Here is a 21,568-nt window from a genome sequence, read left to right on the forward strand (position 1 = left end):
AATAAAATAATGCAGGCTGAGATCAATACAAGTAAAAGTCTAAGTTTTTTTCTGGCTAAATGTTGCCACATAAATACATGGCATCTTTTCATCAGGATTCTGTAGATGACAGTCGACAGGTGTGGTTAATGCAATACAATCCCCTGTATCCAAGTGAAATGCTTGTGTATCAATTTGAAGATCAAGCTGACCACTTAAAATCCACAACGTTTGACCACTCAGATGTTCATAAGCTTGAGCAGGAATAGACAATTTTCCCTGTGGTGGAATTTCAATTTTAATTATCTCTGGATCTGCACCCGCAGGCGAAATTGACCAACGTGTAATACCAAGTTGATGATCTGTCCAAAACTGTTGTAAATGCTTTTTTGAAAGCAGCACATGATGATTTTGGCTCTGTTCAACTTCTGCAAAAAGTTTAGATAAGGTAATACCCAAAGCACCCACTAAGCGGCTGAGTATGTTGGCACTTGGACTGGACGTACCACGTTCAACTTTGCTGATCATAGCTTGACTAACGCCAGAATGCAGTGCAAGTTCAGCAACAGTCCAGCCTTTATTTTTACGTTGTTGAAGCAATAAGCGAGCAATCTCAGTATCCACGATCTGATTATTAGCTTTCTCAACCATCATATAACCTTTATAACTAAGCTTGCAGAATATGCATGAGCAACTTGATTTCTGCTTTCACTAAAACAATATGTAAATAGCTGACTCATCATAGATGATTGGCGTGTCATTCTGAAAGGATATGAGTGAAAAAAAATGATCACTCACGCATTGTCATATAGGATTTAGAATAACTCATCCAATAAGATGTAATAATGAATTTTGTCATAGTCAGGTGTTATCTCCAGTTCATCAAACAACATCTCAGGATCAAAACCGGGATAAGCAATACCCGAATAAACTCCAGAGAAATTGTGCTTTAAGCTTCGATAACAAAGTGCAATATCTTGATAGCGGTCAGCAATTCCACTTCGACCCAAATCAATAAAAGCACTGATGCGATTTTGATTGATAAAAATATTGGGTAGGCAAAAATCACCATGTGAAAAAACCAGATCTTCGTTTGGTCGGTGATCCTTTAACCATGATAAAAGTGCCTCTGGAGATTCAAATCCTGAATCTCCATAAGTACCTTGTTCTGCATCTTCCGTATTATATGTTTTATTGCGAACATTTTGTTCTGCAATCATTAGCTTATGGTTTAAGCAAAAGTTGTACGGGCAGTTTTGTATAGGCACGTTCCATAACAACTTTAACCCTTGAGCAAGTATTTTTACCAATTGATCAGGTCGATTTAACCAATAATCTGAGCAAGCGAATTCACCTTTTGCACGGCTCATCAGTAAATAGTTATATTCTGTTTCTTGAATAGATTGTAAAATTTGAGGGACAGGAAGTTTGTCAGCTAACCAGTCTAACATTGTATGTTCGTGATTAGATTCATCTCGATGCGCTTCAACTTTTAAGACCATGTCTTCATAGAGTAGAATATTGGCATTCGACAATCCCACTTCATCAATAACAGCTTGTTTTTGTTTTAAAATATCTTGAATGGCTTGAGGTAGTTTTTCATATTCCATCCGAATACTTTCTCCAATTTAAGTTTTTACTTTGAGTAAATTAAACCCTCACCCGCATTGGATTAAGCTGTAAATGTTTATCGGGTTATGGTTTACATGCGAACTTGGATTATTTTAACTGCTGAGTATTTTGACACAATACTTTGATTTTTTTGATGTTAGCTTCAATAATCCGTTGAGAGATAAGTTCTTCTCAATGATAAATGCACAATAACGCGAAAACATAAGAATGCAAAAGGATTTTGAATTCCTATGTCCGTATGGTGAAAAAGATCAATGTTCTTTTTAAATCATAAACATTTAAATCACTTTTTAATCCAGTCCTTTCACTTTTACAGGGGTGGGTAAATACAGTACCACCTGCGCATCTTCAACGACATCTAGGCGCAGGATAGTGGACGCGTTTAATTCATCCAATAACTGGCTCAATGGTCCACCATGTCGAATGAGTTTGACTCGTTTAGGAAAAAGTTTCTGAGCAAATCTAACCGGATTCGAGAGCACTAGAGTTTGATGCCATTGTTGGTCCACTCGGTGCAACATGGTGGTTTTAGTTATTTTAGATTCAGATTTTACTTGCCTTAATCGCGGTGTATTGGCGCTTAAGCTGAGATCGGTTTGACCTGTAATAGTTGTGAGATCTGCATTGACTGTAGCAGCATTGATGTTGACATTGATTTGAGTGAGCCATTTAGGCAGTTGATAGCCATATACTCCTCGGATACGTGCAATTTCTGTATCTACAGGAAGTGCAAGAACATGTGCGTAGAAATGTCGTTGTCGCATTGATCGGAATAACTCTATTACAGGTGAGCCTTCTGCTTTAGGCGGACGTACAACAATTGCGACTGAAACCTCGTTATAAGGATCATTATCACAGACATCATAATGAAAAAATGTCAGTGCCACCAAACCATAGCCAGGAAATGCCTGTAGTGGCTCTAGGGGGACGGGAAGTTTCTGTTTAAGCTGTTGGAATGGTGCTAACATCAGCACTTGTACATGCGCAGACCGATAATAAAAGTTTGGTGCCCAGACCAAGCCTACCCTAGATGCTATTTGTGTTTTAGGAATTTTACGAAAAAAATCAATATTTCCCACGGCAGGGTCTTTGGCGACTTGATTCAAATCGGGATTCATTCTAAAGCGATCATAATACCCGCCTAAAGGTACTTTAACCTTGTATTGTCCAAATTCAACTTCAGTCAACTGCTTATCGGTATTCATCTTCGTTCACCTTTATGGGGTAGCATGGCTAAGCAAAATCAGCAGAATCGCTTAGGGACTTGATGCAATAACTATAAGTTTGAAGTGGACTTTAAGGTCAAGCTGAGAAATTAAAAGAAATAAGCCCTTTTGAAAGCTGTTGTAGAAAAGCATGTTTAGGGTTTGTAACGTGGCAAAGAGGCCTGAAGCCAAATTTTTAAAATAAATTAAAGGAGATCAATGACCAAGCTGAAAACTGACATCTTATGATCATTTTTTTAATTTACATTTTTGCTATCAGGCAATAACTAAAAGTGTTGACCCTGAAGTTAACTTTAATCTTAGTATTAATCAAGCAATCCAAAGGATTGCCAAGAAATGTTAGCGGTAGTCATTGATTAGAACACAGACCAACATTTGAAATATAAATCTCAAACAGGAGAATTAAGCATGGCATACGTTACAACTGAAGAGGGTGTGGAAATTTTCTATAAAGACTGGGGGCCAAAAGATGCTCAAGTGCTATTTTTTCATCATGGTTGGCCACTGAGCTCTGATGACTGGGATACACAATTATTATTCTTTTTAAATGAAGGTTTTCGTGTCGTTGCGCATGATCGACGTGGTCATGGGCGATCAAGTCAGGTCTGGGATGGGCATGACATGGACCATTATGCTGATGATGTTGCAGCAGTGGTCGAGCATTTGGGAATCAAAAATGTCGTACATATTGGGCATTCAACCGGTGGTGGTGAAGTTGCACATTACATAGCACGACACGGGGAGAAAAATGTTGCGAAAGCTGTACTGGTGAGTGCTGTACCACCCTTGATGTTAAAAACAGAAAATAACCCAAATGGTTTGGCAAAAGAAGTTTTTGACGATTTACAAAATCAGTTATTCAAGAATCGGGCTCAATTCTATTACGATTTACCCGCAGGTCCGTTCTATGGATTTAATCGACCAGATGCAAAACCATCAGAAGCTGTGATTTTGAATTGGTGGCGACAGGGTATGATGGGAGGTGCTAAAGCGCATTATGATGGAATCGTAGCTTTTTCCCAAACCGACTTTACTGAAGATCTTAAAAAAATTTCAGTGCCAGTTTTGGTCATGCATGGTGATGATGATCAAATTGTACCCTATGAAAATTCAGGCGTACTTTCTGCCAAATTGGTTCAAAATGGAATATTAAAAACCTATAAAGGTTATTCTCACGGCATGTTGACGATTAACGCTGATGTGATCAATCCAGATCTTTTAGCCTTTATTCGTGCTCACTGAAACAACATGAAAATAAAATAGAGGCAGTGATGTCTCTATTTTTTGCCCAGATATAAAGTGAAAACAATAAATCATATCTAAAATTTACTTTAAGTAGTTGAAAATAAAATTTTTTATTTGTATTGCCGGCTGATTTTTCAGAAAATTATTTAATATATTAAATTGTAATAAGAGAATACCCCAATATCTGTTGCCACTGGTGCCTTCGAACTATAGTGAAATAGGCGTATTGATGTCGATTTTGTTTATTTATTGTTCTTTTGGAAAATTTATACATTTGTTCAAAACTCATATTTTTTTATTAAATTAATCAATAATTTATTAAAATTATTGATTTGAATACTAAAAATTCAACCAAAACTGGACATGTCTTGAATTATGTATATTTACAACTCAGTTACAAAAAAGCAATAAATTAATTAAAACTAAAATATCAATTTAAGATTTGTTTAAGATATTAAAAAATATAGAAAAAAATTTAATTCTCGAAATGATATTAAATTATATACAATCGTATCTCTTTCTTTAAAAAGTGTGACATTGTTTACATTTTTGTCTGGGTGTGCATAATACACATCGACCAACACTAATCATTTTTGTTTGTATAGGACACTTGGTATGAAAAAGATTTTTTTAGCGGCATCAGTTGCAGTTTTAGGGGTTTCTAGTGCTTTTGCAGCAGATGGTACAATTACAATTAACGGTTTAGTTACTGATAAAACTTGTGACATCGTTACTCCACAAGGTAAAGACTTTACAGTAAGCCTTCCAACTGTATCTAAGCAAACACTTGCTAAAACAGGTGATGTTGCTGGTCGTACTCCATTCACTATCAACCTGGCAAACTGTTCAGAAGGTAAAGTTGCGACTTACTTCGAACCAGGTTCAACTGTTGACTTTGGTACTGGTCGTTTAAACAACCAAAACGCAACTGCGAATGGTGCTAAAAACGTTCAAGTTCAACTTTTAGGTTCAAACAACCAGTTTATTCCAGTACTTGCTGCTGGTGCTTCTGGTGCGCAAACAAACTCTCAATGGGTAGACGTTGCGGATAAAGGTTCAGCTGATCTTAACTATTATGCTGAATACTATGCAACTGATGCTTCTGCTGCTGGTAAAGTTACAACTTCAGTTCAATATACTATTATCTATCAATAATTTTTATTGAATTGTGCAGAGCTAAAGTGGGTCAGCCCACTTAGCTCTTTTACTTTATTTTAGGTAGAGATAATCGTTATGTTCTTGAATCATTCCTTTTTTAAAAAAGGTTTACTTGCACTTTTAATTCCGTTTGGTGCAGCAAATGCTGAAATCATTATTCATGGTACACGTGTGATTTATCCATCTGATTCGCGTGAAATTACCTTACAAGTGAGTAATAACGGAAATAATCCTGCATTGGTTCAAGCATGGATTGATGAGGGGGACGCTAAATCTACACCTGATCAATCAAAAGCACCTTTTATGATTGCACCGCCAATTTCACGTGTGGAAGCAAAAAAAGGGCAGTCTTTACGTATTAGCAGTATGCCTAAAGCAAATGAGTTAAGTAAAACTCAAGAAACGCTGTTTTGGTTGAATATTTTGGATATTCCACCAAAGCCTTCCGCAAAAGATCAGAATGTTGTACCTGAGAATTTTTTACAACTTGCGATTCGTTCACGAATTAAGTTTTTCTATCGTCCAAGCGGAATCAAAGAAGATGCTGCCTTAGCCCCTGAAAAGTTGCAATGGAGCAGTAATGGTACACAGTTAACAATTAAAAACCCGACGCCATTTCACATTACTTTGACTTCGATCATGCAGGATCAGTCAGGTAAACGTGTTGACTTGCTTGCTGAAGGTTTAATGTTGAAACCATTTTCTGATGGAACTGTGAACTTAAAAGGTTCAAATGTCGCAAAAATGACTTTTACCACAATCAATGATTATGGTGGTCGTGTAGAGCGCAATATTAAATTGCCATAAGTTGGCAAGTCTTTAAATTTCACTTTGATGCGTCTTTTAAAGCACCTTTGAATAATGATGAAACACCTTTAATCATTCCATTTAACTGAGAGTAAGCGAATTAAAAACCTATTCATTTGTCAATAGGCAGACTTCTTTATGCAAAAAAATGAACAAAGCTATAAGTGGATCAAGCGACATATTCGTTATTATGTGGCTTGTGGCGTGATTACACTTAGCATTCCAGCTCTAGTTAATGCAACTGAAACTGACTTAGACGGGACAGAACAGTCTCCGACTGCTACTGAAGCAGAATTTGATTCGGCTTTTTTAATTGGTGACGCTAAAAAGATTGATGTGAATCGTTTTAAATACGGTAATCCTGTTTTACCTGGCGATTACAATGTCGATATTTATGTCAATGGAAATTGGTTTGGTAAGCACCGTATGGTGTTTAAAGCCACTGAAAATAATCAAAATGCCTATACCTGCTTTAACTCAAGCCAACTTTTAGAATATGGCGTTAAAGCAGAAGTATTAAAAAAAGGTCAAAGCACCTATCCAGCAGGATGTCAGAAAATTGAACAGTGGGTAGAAGATTCATTTTATGAGTTTGATACATCACGTTTACGTGTCGATATTTCTATTCCGCAAGTAGCGATGCAAAAAAATGCCCAAGGCTATGTTGATCCAAGTGTTTGGGATCGTGGTATTAATGCTGCATTTCTTTCTTATAATGCCAGCGCATACAAAACTTTTAATAAATTGCAGGGCGGTGAAGAAACCACCAATGCTTTTACTTCTGTAACAGCTGGGGCAAATTTAGCGGGTTGGCAATTTCGACACAATGGTCAATGGCAGTGGCAAGATCGAACAACCGTTGATCATACCTCTAAATCAAGCTACGATGCGATCAGTACCTACGTTCAACGGGCGTTCCCTCAATACCGGGGCGTATTGACCCTAGGTGAAAGCTTCACCGATGGTGAAATATTTGACTCATTCGGCTATCGCGGTGTCGATTTCTCCAGTGATGACCGTATGCTACCAAATAGCATGATCGGTTATGCACCACGTATTCGCGGCAATGCAAAAACCAATGCCAAAGTCGAAGTACGTCAACAAGGTCAACTTATTTATCAGACCACTGTTGCACCAGGTAGTTTCGAGATCAATGACTTGTATCCTACAGGTTTTGGTGGCGAGCTTGAGGTTTCCATTTTAGAAGCCAATGGTGAAATTCAGCGTTATTCGATTCCGTATGCCTCTGTGGTACAAATGCTACGTCCAGGTATGAGTCGTTATTCTGTTTCAATGGGTCAGTTCCGTGATAAAGATATCGACCTTGATCCATTTATTGTACAGGGTAAATATCAACGCGGGGTCAACAACTCAATTACAGCATATGGTGGGGTACAGTTCTCTGAAGACTATTCCGCTGTGACATTGGGGAGTGCGTTTGCTACACCGATTGGTGCAGTCGCACTTGATGTGACACATTCTCAAGCTGATTTTGAGCGCCGTAAAAGTGAAAGTGGGCAAAGTTTCCGAATCAGCTATAGTAAATTGATTACGCCTACGGATACCAATTTAACTTTGGCAGCATATCGTTACTCTACAGAAAACTTCTATAAATTACGTGATGCAATCTTAGTCCAGGATTTGGACAAAAAAGGCATAAGTTCTGCGCATGTCGGTAAACAGCGAAGCGAATTCCAGATTACACTGAACCAAGGGCTTCCAGAAGGTTGGGGGAACATGTACGTGACAGGTTCATGGGTAGATTATTGGAATCGTCAAGAAACTACACGTCAGTATCAGATCGGTTATAGCAATAGCTATCGTGGTTTGACCTATGGTTTGTCAGCAATTAATCGTAATATAGAAAATAAAGCGACCAAAGTGACCAATAATGATACAGAGTACATGCTGACTTTATCATTACCGTTAACATTTAAGAAAAGCTCGGCGAACTTAAACTCCATCATGACCCAAGATAACGCGACAGTGGGTGTGAGTGGTGTCGTAGGCGATCGTTTTAACTATGGTACATCTGTGTCGACACGTTACGGCGATAATCCAAGTGCAAATCTTAATGCACAGTATCGTACCAACTACGCGACGGTAGGTGGTTCGTATAGTGTTGCCGATGGTTATGAACAAGCGATGCTGACTGCTCGCGGTAATATTGTTGCACATCCTCAAGGCGTATTGTTTGGACCTGACCAGGGACAAACCATGGTCTTGGTCTATGCACCAGAAGCAGCTGGCGCAAAAGTCAACAATGCAACGGGTTTAAGCATCAATAAATCGGGTTATGCGGTTATTCCGTATGTTACGCCATATCGTTTAAATGATATTACGCTTGATCCTCAGGGTATGTCAGCAGATGTTGAGTTAGATGGTTCTAGTCAGCGAATTGCGCCATATGCCGGTTCTATCTCTCAAGTCAGTTTTGTGACCAAACTGGGTAAGGCAATTTATATCCACAGTATGAAAGAAAATGGTGACACTCTACCTTTTGCAGCAGAAGTGTTTGATACAAAAGGTGAAAATGTCGGTATGGTTGCGCAGGGCAGTATGGTTTACTTGAGAACCAATACAACAGCAGATACTGTAACAGTTAAATGGGGCGAAAATGCCAATGAGCAATGTCGCATTCAGTATGATGTTTCAGCGCAAGCAGCAGACAAAAAGCAAAACATGATCATGGCGGAAGGTGTGTGTCAATGAACTATAAAGTTTTAAATCCTATTCTTTTGCTTTTAGCAGGAGCGGTCAGTCCCGTGGCTTATGCTGCATGTATACCCGATCGAGGGTTTTCAACTGTAGATGTCAGCATGGCAGTAGGACGTGTGGTTGTTCGACCAAGTGATGCTGTTGGCAAAGTTTTGAAAAGAGCATCCTTTCCAATCAAACCCAATGGTTCAACATACAGTTGCGGCATTTCTGGTACGCTTGAGGCGATCCATACTCAAAATTATTCACTGAGTCCTATTGGTAATTCTGTTTTTAATACCAACATTGATGGTATCGGTATCCGTTTATATCGAGAAGCGCCTTCAGCACCGGGTTTTGCGGATTATTATCCTTATCGTCGCAGTGCATCGGGTAGACGTGTTTTGGCTGAAGGATTTTTTATTGTTGAAATTGTGAAAACTGGAACCACTACTGGCTCGGGCGCACTTGTTCCAGGTACATATAGTAGCTATCGTTCAGCGGATCGCCCAAATCCACCATGGCTAACCAGTACAGTTTATGGAAATGCGATTACCATAGCCTCTTCTTCATGTGAAATATTAGGCAATATCAATAAAACGGTAAACCTTCCAACTGTCAATAAAGCCGATTTTAAAGGTGTAGGCTCGGTACAAGGCGAACAAGCATTTGATCTCAATATCTTATGTAATGGCGGTAAGAATCCGACTGGCTATGAAGAGACCAATAAAATTAGCCTAAGCTTTGATTATGATGCTGTGAGCAGTAGCATGCAGAATGTACTCGCCAATACCAACTCAACTGGAACAAGTGCTTCAGGAGTGGGGGTACAATTGCAGTCACAATATAAAAATGCCAATCGTGTGATTGCTAAAAATGACAAACTCGAACTGGGTACTTTAAAGTCAAATGACAATATACAATACAATGTTCCAATGACTGCACGTTACTATCAAACGGCAACGAAAGTGACGCCTGGAAAAGTCCGAGCTATGGCAACCGTCACAATTGAATATGATTAATTGAAGTAAATCATATTTTGCTTCAATTATTTTTTTATTTATCCACTGGATAATCTTGTATTAATAATAAGGTTATGTAATTAATTAACTACACCATTTCTTTAAAGGGGATTGAGATGGAGTTAATTAAAAAATTAGCCTTTTTATTAATAACATTCAGTATATCGATTTTAAGTTTAAATGCATCAGCTGAGGAGATTATGTTTTACGGGGATATTGTAGAATTTACCTGTGAGAAAGATTCAAATAATTCAAATTGTAAAATGATTGATAACACTGTGGAAGCGATTAAAAATAAAGCAAACGTTGATAGTCTTAGCTTTAACAGCTTGATTGAAAAAAAAGGCAATAGCATGGTTCACCTCAATATAGAAGATTTAGAAAGTCATCTGCATAAAATATTGGTTGTAGATTATTACTAAATAGAAATAATGTTAATTGCATCACGTTTATTTTATATTTATATTGTTTTTTAGCTTTAAATACAGTTTGATTTTTAATCAGATTATATTTAAAGCTTTTTTGTTTTTTAATATTCGCGTTAAAATAAACATCATTGAATAGGTGGTACTGTTCTTTTTAAAATATCCATAAAAGTTTTTAAAATAATATTATAATTTTTTCCTTTGTGTGTAATCAGGCATATAGGTGTACTATAGTGCATAACATTTTGCATAATGGGTTTCATAAAGCCATCTACGACCCATTTTCTTGCATAATGATCAGGTAAAAATCCGATAAATTTACCAGTCAGAATAAGAAAGGCGATTCCTTCTCGGTCACTTGCTGTAGCTGAACAGTTTAATAATTGATGTAACTTCATTGCTTCAGGGCTGATGGCGTAGTTTGGAAGTACTGTATTCCATTGTTTGAGATCTTTTGGGTTGATTTTACCTTGGTGTTCGAATAAAGGGTGGTTTTCTCCGCAATATAAAAATGAATTTTCCTGATATAAATGAAAATAATCCAATCCTGAGAGTGGACTCACTAAAGGAATGGCACCTGCGTGTAAACGATTATCTAGAACACGACATTCGATATCAGACAATGTACTCATACTGATATTGATCACCACTTCAGAATTTTCTTCAGCAAGCTGCGCTAAAGATTTGGTGATATAAGCACTTTGCATGGTGACCAGATTGTTAATGATGCCAATGTTAAATTCACCTTTTAACTGATTGTGCATTTGATTGATTTTGGCGCGAAAGTCTTCAATCGAGGCAGTCAACATTTCAATATACTGTAAAACCTCACGCCCTTCATCGGTGAGTGCAAAGCCCGCTCGTCCTCGTTGGCAAAGCCGAATACCTAAACGATTTTCAAGATCACTCATATGTAAACTAATCGCAGATCGGCTAATGCCCAGAATACTTTCGGCAGCAGTAAAGCTGTGACAGTCACATACTGTTTTAAAAATTTTAAGCAACTTTATATCAAAATCAGTTACTTGGTTTAATTTCTTAGGTTTCATTTAGTTTTGCTTTTTTATATCTAAACTCAAGATAATTTGAATTTATCAAAACTATATCGCTTTGTACACTCAAGACATAACCCTAAAACAAGAAGAGTGATTATGTTTGATATAGATACTTTAACTGACCGTGACTATGCAGCGGAAGCAAGTCAATCCAATACACAGATGAATTTAAACTATCAAGCTTACTGGATGCCGTTTTCTGCAAATCGTAATTTTCATCAAGACCCCCGTTTGGTCGTTGGTGCACAAGGATCGTATTTAATTGACAGTCACGGGCGTGAAATTTATGACTCATTGTCAGGTTTATGGACCTGCGGTGCAGGGCATACCAGAACTGAAATTCAACAGGCAGTCAGTCAGCAGTTGGCAAAACTGGATTATTCACCCGCGTTCCAGTTTGGTCATCCTTTGGCTTTTCAGTTGGCTGAAAAAATTATCCAGCACATGCCGGAAAAACTGCAACATGTTTTCTTTACTGATTCAGGCTCAGAGTCGGCAGATACCGCAATCAAAATGGCACGTGCATATTGGCGAATTCAAGGTAAGCCAAGTAAAACCAAATTGATTGGTCGAGCACGTGGTTATCATGGCGTAAACGTAGCCGGTACCAGTTTAGGTGGAATTGGCGGCAACCGAAAAATGTTTGGGCAATTGATGGATGTTGACCATTTGCCCCACACTTTACAAACCCATTTAAGTTTTACCAAAGGCTGCGCAGAAACTGGGGGCGTTGAGCTGGCAGATGAAATGCTCAAGCTGATTGAATTACATGATGCTTCCAATATCGCAGCAGTCATTGTAGAACCTGTGTCTGGCTCGGCAGGTTGCATTGTGCCGCCGACAGGATATTTACAACGCCTAAGAGAGATCTGTGATCAACACGATATTTTACTGATTTTCGATGAAGTTATCACAGGTTTTGGACGTATGGGAAAATGGACTGCATCTGAATATTTTGGAGTAAGCCCAGATATATTGACTTTTGCTAAACAAGTCACCAATGGCGCAATTCCTTTAGGTGGTGTGGTGGCGAGCCGTGAAATCTACGATGCCTTTATGCAGCAGGATCTACCAGATCATGCAGTTGAATTTACTCACGGTTATACCTACTCCGCTCATCCAGTGGCATGTGCAGCAGCATTAGCAACATTGGATGTACTTGAAAATGAAAATTTAATTACTCAGTCTGCGCATTTAGCGCCAAGTTTTGAAAAACTTATTCATGAGTTAAAAGGCGCACCTCACATTGTTGATATTCGTAATTGTGGATTGATCGGTGCCTTGCAATTAGCCCCTCGGGATGGCGATGCGACAATTCGTGGTTTTGAAACAGGAATGCGATTGTGGAAAGCAGGTTTTTATGTGCGTTTTGGCGGCGATACCATCCAGTTTGGACCGATGTTTAACAGTACCGAAGCACAGCTATCTCGATTAATGAACGCCGTGGGAGACACCCTTTACCAGGTGCAATAAGTTTTGCAGGCTAGATAAAGCCAATGGGAAAATGATGATCGACAAGGAACAGTAATGAATAATTTAGAAGATTTTAGTCAGTCAATACCAGATATGGGCAGTATACAGAGTGCAGAAACAGTCGATGTTATAGGACACTTTATTCAGGGTGGCTTGATGACCAAGACGAATAAAAAGCAAGCTGTGTACCATCCAGCAACAGGCAAAGTGAATAAATACGTTGCGATTGCTGATGCTGCACTGGTTAATCATGTTGTTGAAATTGCGCAGCAAGCATTCCCTGCATGGCGTGATACACCCGTGATTAAGCGTGCCCGAGTAATGTTTAAGTTCAAACAATTACTTGAGGAAAATGCAGAAAAACTCTGTGAATTGATTGGGCAGGAACATGGCAAAATTTGTCATGATGCCAAAGGTGAATTACAGCGCGGTATTGAAAATGTTGAATACGCCTGTGGAGCACCAGAATTTTTAAAAGGTGAATTTTCAAAAAATGTCGGACCTGATATTGATTCATGGAGTGAATTTCAACCCTTAGGCGTGGTTGCAGGCGTTACCCCATTTAATTTCCCGGCAATGGTGCCATTGTGGATGTTTCCCATGGCTATTGTATGTGGCAACTGCTTCATTCTCAAACCTTCGGAAAAGACGCCATCAGCTGCATTATATTTGGCTGAATTGTTGAAAAAAGCGGGTTTACCTGATGGAGTATTCAACGTCGTCAACGGCGATAAAGAAGCCGTTGATGCTTTGCTTTATCACCCCAAAGTTCAAGCCATGAGTTTTGTGGGTTCTACCCCTATCGCAGAGTATATTTATCGTACTGCAACCTCAACAGGCAAACGTTGCCAGGCTTTAGGTGGTGCAAAGAATCACGCCATTATCATGCCGGATGCCGATATCGATAATGTTGTCAATTCCTTGTTGGGTGCTGCATTTGGTTCATCTGGTGAACGCTGCATGGCGTTGTCAGTCGCGGTTGCCATTGGAGATGAGGTTGCTGATCTGGTCATTGAAAAACTCAAGCATGAAATGCAGCAATTAAAGTTTGGTCACTATGCCGATGAGCAAAATGACTTTGGACCGCTCATTACACAAGCACATAAAGAGAAAGTAGAAGCTTTTATCCAAAGTGCTGAACAACAAGGTGCTAAAATTGTAGTGGATGGACGCAATGCTCAGCCTACAGGCTATGAACAAGGCTTTTATGTTGGTCCAACTTTAATTGATCAAGTCTCATCCGAGATGATCAGTTATCAACAAGAAATTTTTGGTCCTGTTTTACAGGTGATTCGCGTAGCAACCATGCAAGAGGCGATGCAATTGATTAATGACCATGAGTATGGAAACGGTACCTGTATCTATACGCGTGATGGTGAAGCTGCACGTTATTTTACCAGCCATGTTCAAGTCGGCATGGTGGGTGTAAATGTACCGTTGCCTGTACCGGTCGCCTATCATAGTTTTGGTGGTTGGAAGCGTTCACTGTTTGGTGACTTGTATGCTTATGGTCCAGACGGTGTCCGTTTTTATACGCGTCGCAAGACCATTACCCAACGATGGCCTTCCGCACAGATCCGTGAGGCCAAACAATTTGCCATGCCAACTTTAAATTAGCGTTGTGATCCAGAGAGAAAATCCTTGGTTTTCTCTCTTTATTTTTAATAGGAATTTAAAAATGTAATTCACACTTTGTTAAGCGCATGATCATTCAAGGCGTTGCGATAAAGCACAGTTTTGAAATGGTATCTGGTGCTGATTATTTTAAGGAATAAAATATGAATAGTGCAAAAACAACAAAATTAGGTGAAGGACTTTCCAACCGACATATCACGATGATTAGTATCGGTGGCGTGATTGGCGCAGGTTTATTTGTTGGTTCTTCTGCTGCAATTGCAAAGGCAGGTCCTGCTGCTGTACTTGCTTATATGATTACCAGCGTGATCGTATTTTTGGTGATGCGCATGCTCGGTGAAATGGCTGTAGCCCAACCTGATACAGGCTCATTTTCAACGTATGCACGTAAAGCCATTGGTCCTTGGGCAGGGTTTACCGTTGGCTGGTTGTATTGGTGGTTTTGGGTCTTAGTCATCCCAATTGAAGCAATTGCAGGGGCTGAAATTTTACATGCTTGGTTTCCACAAGTGTCCAGTGCCATCTATGCTTTTGCATTTATTATCTTACTGAGTTTTGCCAACTTCTTTAGCACTAAAAGTTTTGGAGAGTTTGAGTTCTGGTTTGCATTAATTAAAGTGATTGCAATCTTATTGTTTATTGTGATTGGTGCAGCAGCAGTATTCGGACTTTGGCCTTTGGCACGTGATGTCAGTGGTATAGGCAATTTATTTTCCAATGGTGGATTTATGCCCCATGGCATGGGTGGTGTGCTGTCTGCTATTTTAATCTCAGCATTTTCATTTTTTGGGATTGAAATTCTTTCAATTGCAGCAGCCGAGTCAAAAAATCCACAGGAAAAAATCAAACGCGCGACCAACTTAGTCCTCTATCGTATTATTCTATTCTTTGTTGTTTCGATATTTCTTGCTGTCGCTTTAGTCGATTGGCGTTCACCAGATTTACAAAAGCTGGGAACATTCCAGTATGTGTTGGTCAGTCTAAATGTTCCTCAAACCAAGCTGATTATGGATATTGTAGTATTTATTGCGGTTGCAAGTTGTATGAATGCCGCGGTCTATACATCTTCACGCATGCTGTTTGCTTTGGGGGCACGCAAAGAAGCCCCCACATTGGTCACCAGAATTAATGGTTCAGGTGTTCCTACGATTGCAGTCTTTGCTTCGACCTTTATCGGCTTGATCTGTTGTGCAGTCAATTACATGTTCCCTGGACAAGTTTTTGGATTCTTGCTTTCCACTACGGGTTCTATTGCCTTGGTAGTTTACTTGGTGATTGCAGTTTCGCAATTGCGATCACGATACCAATTGGAGAAAAAGGGTACCCAAATTAGTTTTAAAATGTGGATGTTCCCTTGGCTGACTTGGTTTGTGATTGCCGTTATCATGAGTGTGCTGTCTTATATGTTTTTATCACCACAGTACAGTTATGAAACAACCTTGTCCTTGGGTGTGACATCTGTGGTGGTCATTTGCGGTCTACTGGTGACCCGTAAGAACAAAACAACCAAAAGAGTAGCCGTACATGTAGATTAAAGGCTTGTCTACAGTAGGTTAAAAATCAATTATTGATAGAGTCATTTTTTCAAATCGTTATAATTTATCCACTTTGAAGTTTAGATTCTAAGGCAGATGAAGTGGATAAATTTTATCTAAACATATTGTATTCTGCTCAAGCGCTCATGCAAATATGGTTCGACTTCACTCAACCATTGACCAAAGCTTGGAGATGTTGAGGAAAATTTCCTTCAGCGCCAGCAGCATTCAAGTGATCAAAATATTGATACCAACCACTGGCACGAATCCCATCAAGGAGCGCTTCACGCGCCTTGGGATCGGAAAAGCGCCAAATTCCCAAATATTGATGTGGCGTACTTTGATCGATCGGAGAAACGGTTTCTGTCAGGGTCAAAACTTCAATGCCCATACTTGACAAGTTTCCTAGAGCGTCGCCAACTTTGCTTAGATATTCCATTCGTTGTTCATTTGGTAGTGCCTGCCAAGTAACATTGGGGGTATATAATTCAACAAGATAGTGATACATATTGTCTTCCTTTCCAGGTGGTTTTTAATTTTTAGCTATGTTTTATACGCTTGAAATGCTTTAAGTTTGTTGGTGAATCAGATTTTGAGTTACTTTTTCCAAAAGTGCTGAGAGTTGTATACGTTCCTCGGTGCTTAAGTTGCCAAAAATCTGGGCAATCCAACGACTATGCTGTTCAAACACAATTTTCGCTGTTTGTTTGCCTTTAGCCGTCAGATGAATTTGCAAAGCACGACGATCATCATGGTCAGCATGACGTGTGATGAGTTCATCCCGTTCTAGTCCATCCAACAAGCCAGTCACTGTTGCTCGGGTAATTCCTGCTTTCTCTGCAATATCTTTGGGAGCTAAACCTTGAGGTGATGAGTCTAGTAAGAACAGAACAACAAAACGCGCTTCGGTTAAACCATGTGGAGCAAGTTGTATTGCACAGTCATGATCAATTAACGAAGCAAGTGAAAGGGTTTGGAAACACAGTCGTATATTTTCAATGTTCGCAAAGTTTTGTTTACTCGCTTGATCCAAAAGGGCACGGTATTTTTGTTCCAGCTGCATTTTATTAGTCACCATATAGTATGGTGACTAACTATATGTTCATCCATAGTTGCTGTCAATTCAATTGAACTGAAAATTGAGTCAAAAAAAGTGAATGAAATAGTTAAATTTTTTATATTAAAAATAAATTTAAAAAGTGTTTTTGATTGTTTGTAAAGCTATATTTTACAATCTATTTTGAGTGATTGAAGAAATTCAAACGGTTGGATTGTTTTCCAATCATCATTCTTTGAGGGTGTAAAGATCAGGCAAAATAGAGATCAAACAAAATGCATTGAGCGAAATGAAGGCTAAATTTATTTAAAAAACATTGACAGAATTTTTACTTCCAGAACAGATTAACCATGGAGTAAATGCCTTGATACCTTGTTACGACTGCATTTTTAATCTACTGATTACATCTTGGATCGTATGCGACATATTCTAGGCGTTTAAAAAGATTAAAAATAAATCAACAAGGTGATATCTATAAACTTTATTGAAAAAAGAAAAAATAAGATATTCAACGTAATTTTTTAGCGCGAAATTATTAGAAATTTAAATGAAAATGATTATAATTACCGTTAAATTTTTCTGGCTGTTGTTTAATGCAATTTAATAAATCCTCCCTGACATTTTCCGTGCTTGCCACCATGGCAAGTAGTTCTTATGCACACACCGAAATTGGTTTTGAGCAGCAAGCAGATACTCAAAAACTACCCACCATCACGGTTCAAGCTGCAAATGATCAGCAAGCTTATGCAGCTAAAACCGCAAGTGCTGTTTTGAGATCGAATACGCCTTTATTTGAAACAGCTCAGTCGATTAGTGCAATTGGTCAGCAACAGATTGAACAAAAGCAGGCAAAAACTGTGGCTGAGGCTTTAGAGAGTGTGGCAGGAGTGACGTCAGGGCAATATGGTCGTCGAGGATGGGATGATTTCATTATTCGTGGACAGATTTCAAGTTCTCAAACCTTTATTGATGGTCTGCGGATCCAAGCATCGGATAATGTTTTACGTGCTGAAGATATTTCGGGTTTAGAATCAATCGAAGTGGTTAAAGGACCAACTTCGGTTAGCTTTGGTCTTGCTTTGCCAGGCGGACTGGTAAATTTAACCACCAAGCGTCCACAAGCCGAAACTGCTTATAAAGGGACACTGAGTTATGGAAGTTATGGTTTAAAAGAAGGAACGTTTGATCTTAACTATGCACCCAATAACAGTGCAAAAGGTGCTTTTCGAGTGGTTGGACGAGTATCTGATCAGGATGATCCTACAGATCATGTCTATTTTAAAAATCAATATATTGCGCCATCTTACAATTTTGACTTAGGGGATAAAAACGACCTTTCCGTCATTGCGAGCTACCAACATCGTGAATATATCCGTCAACAGGGCATTCCTTATAGCAAGGGCAATTTTAAAAACTATCCATCAAGTTTATTTTTTGGTGAACCTGATCATGGCTATGATGTGGATGTTTATCGTATTGGTGCAAATTATGCACACTATTTTGACAATGATTGGGTGTTTAAACAGAACTTTGCAATCACGAAAACCGATACGCAGGGTAATCCAATATTGGCATCAGGAACCAATACATTACCGACGATAAAACGTGCAATTAATAATCAGGATAAACAGGATTTGAACTATACCCTAGACAATAATTTGCAACGTAATTTTGAGCTTGGGAAGGTCAACTATGATGTCATGGTCGGTGTCGATATGATGCGAGAACGCAGTGATTATGCCCGTCGCACTGATATCATTAATCCTTTTAATGCGGATCGCCCAGTGTATGGGATTACCAGTACGAAATTAGGTACGCCTACTCAAGAGTTGACATATAGTCAATATGCTGGAATCTACCTGCGCAATACCATCAAGGTGGATGATCACTGGATTATTGGACTATCAGGTCGTCATGATTGGACTCAAATTGAAATTGATAACGTTTTAAAAAATACCAGTATTCAGAATTCAGATCGTGCATTTACAGGTAGCGGTTCAGTGATGTACCGCATCAATGACATGTTTGCACCCTATGTCAGCTATTCTACTTCTTTTATGCCTGTGACCGATGCAGGAGAAAATGGGCAGTTATTGAATCCGGAAAAGGGCAAACAAGCGGAAGTTGGAGTCAAATTACAGGCACTTGATCAACGTTTGCAAGGTTATGTTGCCTATTATGATTTAACCCGTAGAAATGTTACTGAGAAGGATAGTTCAGGAAACTTTTCAATTCAGACAGGTGAACAAGTCACTCAAGGTTTTGAAGCTGAAGTGGCTGCGGCAATTACCAGTCAATGGAATGTTTCAGCGAACTATAGCTATATACCAACAGCAAAAGTAACCGAAAGTGTGATCGGCACTGATATTGGCAAGCGTAGTAACCATGTACCTAAAAATGCCAGTTCATTGTCGACGCAGTATTATTTCAGTCCAGATAAACTGGGTTGGAATATTGGTGCAGGCATTCGTTATCAAGGGGCTCGTACTGCACAGCGTAATTCCGACTTCGTTTATCTGCCCAGTTATGCATTGTTTGATGTGAATGCTGGATATGAAGCTAAAAATTGGGGTGCAGGGCTGAGTATTAAAAACTTATTTGATCGAGAATATCTAGCAGGAACGACGCCGAATGCCCAATTGGTCAACTGGGGTGATCCAATGATGGTACGCTTGAATGTAAAATTTAAATATTGAACTGATTCTTCTGACACTAAGCACATCTTATTAAAGTCTGGTGCTAACTGGATGTTGTGAGTTCGGGGACTGAGACCTGAAAGTAATAGAATTCAGTCTCTTTCACTATATTTAATGCTGCTTTAAAAATTAAAGCATTTTTAAAGTTATTGGATACTGATTCGTTGCGATGATTCAACTGTTTAAGATAGATTTACCGATACATTGAACTGCAATCGCTTTCATTTGTGACGGGGGCTGATTTTATAATTTTTTACGGGCATATATTTTAAAAAATCCATTCAAAATCGTGGGCTTTAAGGGGTTTTTTTAACCAAAAGAACGAATCAGGTTTTGAATTTTTTAACCCTTCTTCAGATTTATTATTACTGGATGAACCTTTAACAGGTTTGGATCAACGCTTAAAACAGCAAATTTTACCTTTTCTTGATCGGGTAAAAACCCAGACTCAATTGCCGATGATTTATGTGACACATCACGTCGATGAGTTGGCTTATTTAAATGCGCAAGTGCTTTATATGGATCAAGGAAAAATAATCAATACTTAAAACTATTCAGCTTTGTCAAAAGACGTGCTGCTGTCTTTGTTTGACTGTTGATTTATTGCTTTGAGACCTTCGGAGGGGTATAAAATGTTACAATAATAATAATTTCTACAAACACCTTTTAAATAAAATGCATATTTCTGTGTTAATTTTATACAATGATAAGACTTCTTGAAGCAAACATATAAAAATAGCCTTCTAAAAATAATCAGTATTGAAAATCCGCCATTTCCATTTAGTTTCATACCCTCTGGCTTTATTGATTTGAGAATTATCTAGCTGATTGACATCATAAATTTATAAACAGAGAAAAGAGAAAAAGATGTGCTTTAAACATACAGTGGTTTTGACCGCTTACTTGATTGGAATTGCATGGGCTGTGCCTGTACAAGCCATGCATGAAAGCAATTTAAATAGGGATGGTTATGCATATATTCACGATCCATTAGATTATCAAACGAAAGGAGAGAAGATGGTGACTAAGAATACATTGCCAGATTTTAGCCCCACTATTAAAAATGAAATGCAATTAAGTCGATATGAAAGAGGTTGGGAAAAACTCAAAGAAATTGATGGCGAAGTAGGTGAAAAAGTCATTCAAAGTTTAAAAGATATTTCGCCTGATTTGGGTAGATACATTATTGAATACGCATTTGGTGATGTTTATTCGAGAACGGAACTTGACCTAAAGTCCAGAGAAATCGCAGTGGTTGCTGCCTTGACGGCAATGGGGAATGCGCAACCACAATTAAAAGTACACATCAATGGGGCATTAAATACGGGAAGTACTGTTAATGAGCTTAAGGAAGTCATTTTACAAATGTCTGTATATTCAGGTTTTCCAAACAGCATCAATGCAATGAATATGCTCAAAGACGTTTTAGCAGAAAGAAAAAAGCAGGGAATTTATGATGAAATAGGCAGAACAGCAAGCAAAAGTAGTCATATTGATCGATTGAAATTAGGAGAGCATGAATTATCACAGTTGGATAATCAGCAAGTTGATCGGCTAAAAACAGCTTATGCTGAATTCTCTCCCGAATTGCTCAAGTTTACTCTTGAATATGGATATGCTGATATTTTCTCAAGGGATAATTTAAGCAAGCGGTACAGACAAATTGCGACGATTGCGGCATTAACGGCTTTAGGAACAGCACAACCCCAACTCAACTTTCATATCCATGCAGGTTTGAATGTTGGATTAACTGAAACGGAGATCAAGGAAATTATGCTTTTGATGTCTGTTTACTCAGGCTTTCCCTCTGCAATCAACGGAACAAACGTGCTTAAACACGTTTTAGCAGAACGTATAAAAAACTAAAATTTTGCAAAGGGTCTGATTCAAAATTTTTAGTATGCGAGAGATCAATTTATAGCAAGC

Annotated in this window: 17 protein-coding genes and 1 pseudogene; 12 read left to right on the top strand and 6 right to left on the bottom strand. The window is 38.6% G+C overall.

Annotated elements, in window-relative coordinates; genetic code table 11:
• Positions 1-39: 39 nt before the first annotated feature.
• From IMO47_RS16030 to IMO47_RS16040, 3 genes are all read right to left on the bottom strand, one after another.
• Positions 40-630 carry a helix-turn-helix domain-containing protein gene (locus IMO47_RS16030; protein ID WP_196077462.1) on the bottom strand — a complete coding sequence of 197 codons (591 nt, stop codon included), beginning with the start codon at positions 628-630 and terminating at the stop codon, positions 40-42.
• 164 nt (positions 631-794) lie between these two features.
• Positions 795-1,589, bottom strand: coding sequence for an APH(3') family aminoglycoside O-phosphotransferase (locus IMO47_RS16035; RefSeq protein WP_196077463.1), 795 nt, complete (start codon positions 1,587-1,589; stop codon positions 795-797).
• 312 nt (positions 1,590-1,901) lie between these two features.
• Positions 1,902-2,816, bottom strand: coding sequence for an acetoacetate decarboxylase family protein (locus tag IMO47_RS16040; RefSeq protein ID WP_196077464.1), 915 nt, complete (start codon positions 2,814-2,816; stop codon positions 1,902-1,904).
• A gap of 429 nt (positions 2,817-3,245) precedes the next feature.
• Between IMO47_RS16040 and IMO47_RS16045 the strand changes: the two genes are divergently transcribed.
• From IMO47_RS16045 to IMO47_RS16070, 6 genes are all read left to right on the top strand, one after another.
• Positions 3,246-4,079 (top strand): alpha/beta hydrolase, encoded by an 834-nt coding sequence (locus IMO47_RS16045; RefSeq protein ID WP_196077465.1) that lies wholly within the window; start codon positions 3,246-3,248, stop codon positions 4,077-4,079.
• Positions 4,080-4,697: 618 nt separating this feature from the next.
• Positions 4,698-5,237, top strand: coding sequence for a fimbrial protein (locus IMO47_RS16050; RefSeq protein WP_009584595.1), 540 nt, complete (start codon positions 4,698-4,700; stop codon positions 5,235-5,237).
• A gap of 78 nt (positions 5,238-5,315) precedes the next feature.
• Positions 5,316-6,047, top strand: a complete 732-nt coding sequence (locus IMO47_RS16055; RefSeq protein ID WP_196077451.1) for a fimbria/pilus periplasmic chaperone — start codon at positions 5,316-5,318, stop codon at positions 6,045-6,047.
• A gap of 138 nt (positions 6,048-6,185) precedes the next feature.
• A complete protein-coding gene (locus tag IMO47_RS16060) occupies positions 6,186-8,759 on the top strand; it encodes a fimbria/pilus outer membrane usher protein (protein WP_196077452.1) in 2,574 nt (857 codons plus the stop codon).
• Entirely contained in the window at positions 8,756-9,766 is a 1,011-nt protein-coding gene (locus tag IMO47_RS16065; RefSeq protein WP_196077453.1) for a fimbrial protein, read from the top strand. Before IMO47_RS16060 ends, IMO47_RS16065 begins: the two co-directional genes overlap by 4 nt.
• 116 nt (positions 9,767-9,882) lie before the next feature.
• Positions 9,883-10,188 (top strand): hypothetical protein, encoded by a 306-nt coding sequence (locus IMO47_RS16070; protein WP_196077454.1) that lies wholly within the window; start codon positions 9,883-9,885, stop codon positions 10,186-10,188.
• 131 nt (positions 10,189-10,319) lie between these two features.
• Here the strand turns inward: IMO47_RS16070 and IMO47_RS16075 are convergent, their stop codons facing one another.
• Complete coding sequence (locus tag IMO47_RS16075; protein WP_196076236.1) at positions 10,320-11,240, bottom strand: LysR family transcriptional regulator; 921 nt, start codon at positions 11,238-11,240, stop codon at positions 10,320-10,322.
• A 96-nt stretch (positions 11,241-11,336) separates the two neighbouring features.
• On the opposite strand from IMO47_RS16075, the gene IMO47_RS16080 reads away from it, so the two are divergent.
• The 3 genes from IMO47_RS16080 (at position 11,337) to IMO47_RS16090 (ending at position 15,889) form a co-directional block, all read left to right on the top strand.
• Positions 11,337-12,719 (top strand): aspartate aminotransferase family protein, encoded by a 1,383-nt coding sequence (locus IMO47_RS16080; RefSeq protein WP_196076237.1) that lies wholly within the window; start codon positions 11,337-11,339, stop codon positions 12,717-12,719.
• Positions 12,720-12,812: 93 nt separating this feature from the next.
• A complete protein-coding gene (locus IMO47_RS16085) occupies positions 12,813-14,336 on the top strand; it encodes a CoA-acylating methylmalonate-semialdehyde dehydrogenase (RefSeq protein WP_227552321.1) in 1,524 nt (507 codons plus the stop codon).
• Positions 14,337-14,497: 161 nt separating this feature from the next.
• Entirely contained in the window at positions 14,498-15,889 is a 1,392-nt protein-coding gene (locus IMO47_RS16090) for an amino acid permease (protein WP_196076239.1), read from the top strand.
• Between the two features lie 169 nt (positions 15,890-16,058).
• Here IMO47_RS16090 and IMO47_RS16095 read toward each other — a convergent pair whose 3' ends face one another.
• Positions 16,059-16,397, bottom strand: coding sequence for a DUF6616 family protein (locus IMO47_RS16095; RefSeq protein ID WP_196076240.1), 339 nt, complete (start codon positions 16,395-16,397; stop codon positions 16,059-16,061).
• Between the two features lie 60 nt (positions 16,398-16,457).
• The gene (locus IMO47_RS16100; protein WP_196076241.1) at positions 16,458-16,952 is read right to left on the bottom strand and encodes a MarR family transcriptional regulator; all 495 of its coding nucleotides are present in this window, start codon (positions 16,950-16,952) and stop codon (positions 16,458-16,460) included.
• A 587-nt stretch (positions 16,953-17,539) separates the two neighbouring features.
• Here IMO47_RS16100 and IMO47_RS16105 point away from each other — a divergent pair.
• The 3 genes and pseudogenes from IMO47_RS16105 (at position 17,540) to IMO47_RS16115 (ending at position 21,508) form a co-directional block, all read left to right on the top strand.
• Positions 17,540-19,642, top strand: coding sequence for a TonB-dependent siderophore receptor (locus IMO47_RS16105; RefSeq protein WP_196076242.1), 2,103 nt, complete (start codon positions 17,540-17,542; stop codon positions 19,640-19,642).
• Between the two features lie 344 nt (positions 19,643-19,986).
• Positions 19,987-20,190, top strand: a pseudogene (locus IMO47_RS16110) (molybdenum ABC transporter ATP-binding protein); the annotation flags it as partial.
• Between the two features lie 319 nt (positions 20,191-20,509).
• A complete protein-coding gene (locus IMO47_RS16115; protein ID WP_196076243.1) occupies positions 20,510-21,508 on the top strand; it encodes a carboxymuconolactone decarboxylase family protein in 999 nt (332 codons plus the stop codon).
• The last annotated feature ends 60 nt before the right edge of the window (positions 21,509-21,568 follow it).

Source organism: Acinetobacter sp. Res13-Abat-PEC15-P4-01 (assembly GCF_015676285.1).
In the GTDB taxonomy this organism is placed as follows: domain Bacteria; phylum Pseudomonadota; class Gammaproteobacteria; order Pseudomonadales; family Moraxellaceae; genus Acinetobacter; species Acinetobacter nematophilus.

What these genes read in the sequence shown, in the direction of transcription:
- IMO47_RS16030 (WP_196077462.1), bottom strand. Translation starts at nt 630, where the DNA reads ATGGTTGAGAAAGCTAATAATCAGATCGTGGATACTGAGATTGCTCGC.
- IMO47_RS16035 (WP_196077463.1), bottom strand. Translation starts at nt 1,589, where the DNA reads ATGGAATATGAAAAACTACCTCAAGCCATTCAAGATATTTTAAAACAA.
- IMO47_RS16040 (WP_196077464.1), bottom strand. Translation starts at nt 2,816, where the DNA reads ATGAATACCGATAAGCAGTTGACTGAAGTTGAATTTGGACAATACAAG.
- IMO47_RS16045 (WP_196077465.1), top strand. Translation starts at nt 3,246, where the DNA reads ATGGCATACGTTACAACTGAAGAGGGTGTGGAAATTTTCTATAAAGAC.
- IMO47_RS16050 (WP_009584595.1), top strand. Translation starts at nt 4,698, where the DNA reads ATGAAAAAGATTTTTTTAGCGGCATCAGTTGCAGTTTTAGGGGTTTCT.
- IMO47_RS16055 (WP_196077451.1), top strand. Translation starts at nt 5,316, where the DNA reads ATGTTCTTGAATCATTCCTTTTTTAAAAAAGGTTTACTTGCACTTTTA.
- IMO47_RS16060 (WP_196077452.1), top strand. Translation starts at nt 6,186, where the DNA reads ATGCAAAAAAATGAACAAAGCTATAAGTGGATCAAGCGACATATTCGT.
- IMO47_RS16065 (WP_196077453.1), top strand. Translation starts at nt 8,756, where the DNA reads ATGAACTATAAAGTTTTAAATCCTATTCTTTTGCTTTTAGCAGGAGCG.
- IMO47_RS16070 (WP_196077454.1), top strand. Translation starts at nt 9,883, where the DNA reads ATGGAGTTAATTAAAAAATTAGCCTTTTTATTAATAACATTCAGTATA.
- IMO47_RS16075 (WP_196076236.1), bottom strand. Translation starts at nt 11,240, where the DNA reads ATGAAACCTAAGAAATTAAACCAAGTAACTGATTTTGATATAAAGTTG.
- IMO47_RS16085 (WP_227552321.1), top strand. Translation starts at nt 12,813, where the DNA reads ATGGGCAGTATACAGAGTGCAGAAACAGTCGATGTTATAGGACACTTT.
- IMO47_RS16090 (WP_196076239.1), top strand. Translation starts at nt 14,498, where the DNA reads ATGAATAGTGCAAAAACAACAAAATTAGGTGAAGGACTTTCCAACCGA.
- IMO47_RS16095 (WP_196076240.1), bottom strand. Translation starts at nt 16,397, where the DNA reads ATGTATCACTATCTTGTTGAATTATATACCCCCAATGTTACTTGGCAG.
- IMO47_RS16100 (WP_196076241.1), bottom strand. Translation starts at nt 16,952, where the DNA reads ATGCAGCTGGAACAAAAATACCGTGCCCTTTTGGATCAAGCGAGTAAA.
- IMO47_RS16105 (WP_196076242.1), top strand. Translation starts at nt 17,540, where the DNA reads ATGCAATTTAATAAATCCTCCCTGACATTTTCCGTGCTTGCCACCATG.
- IMO47_RS16115 (WP_196076243.1), top strand. Translation starts at nt 20,510, where the DNA reads ATGTGCTTTAAACATACAGTGGTTTTGACCGCTTACTTGATTGGAATT.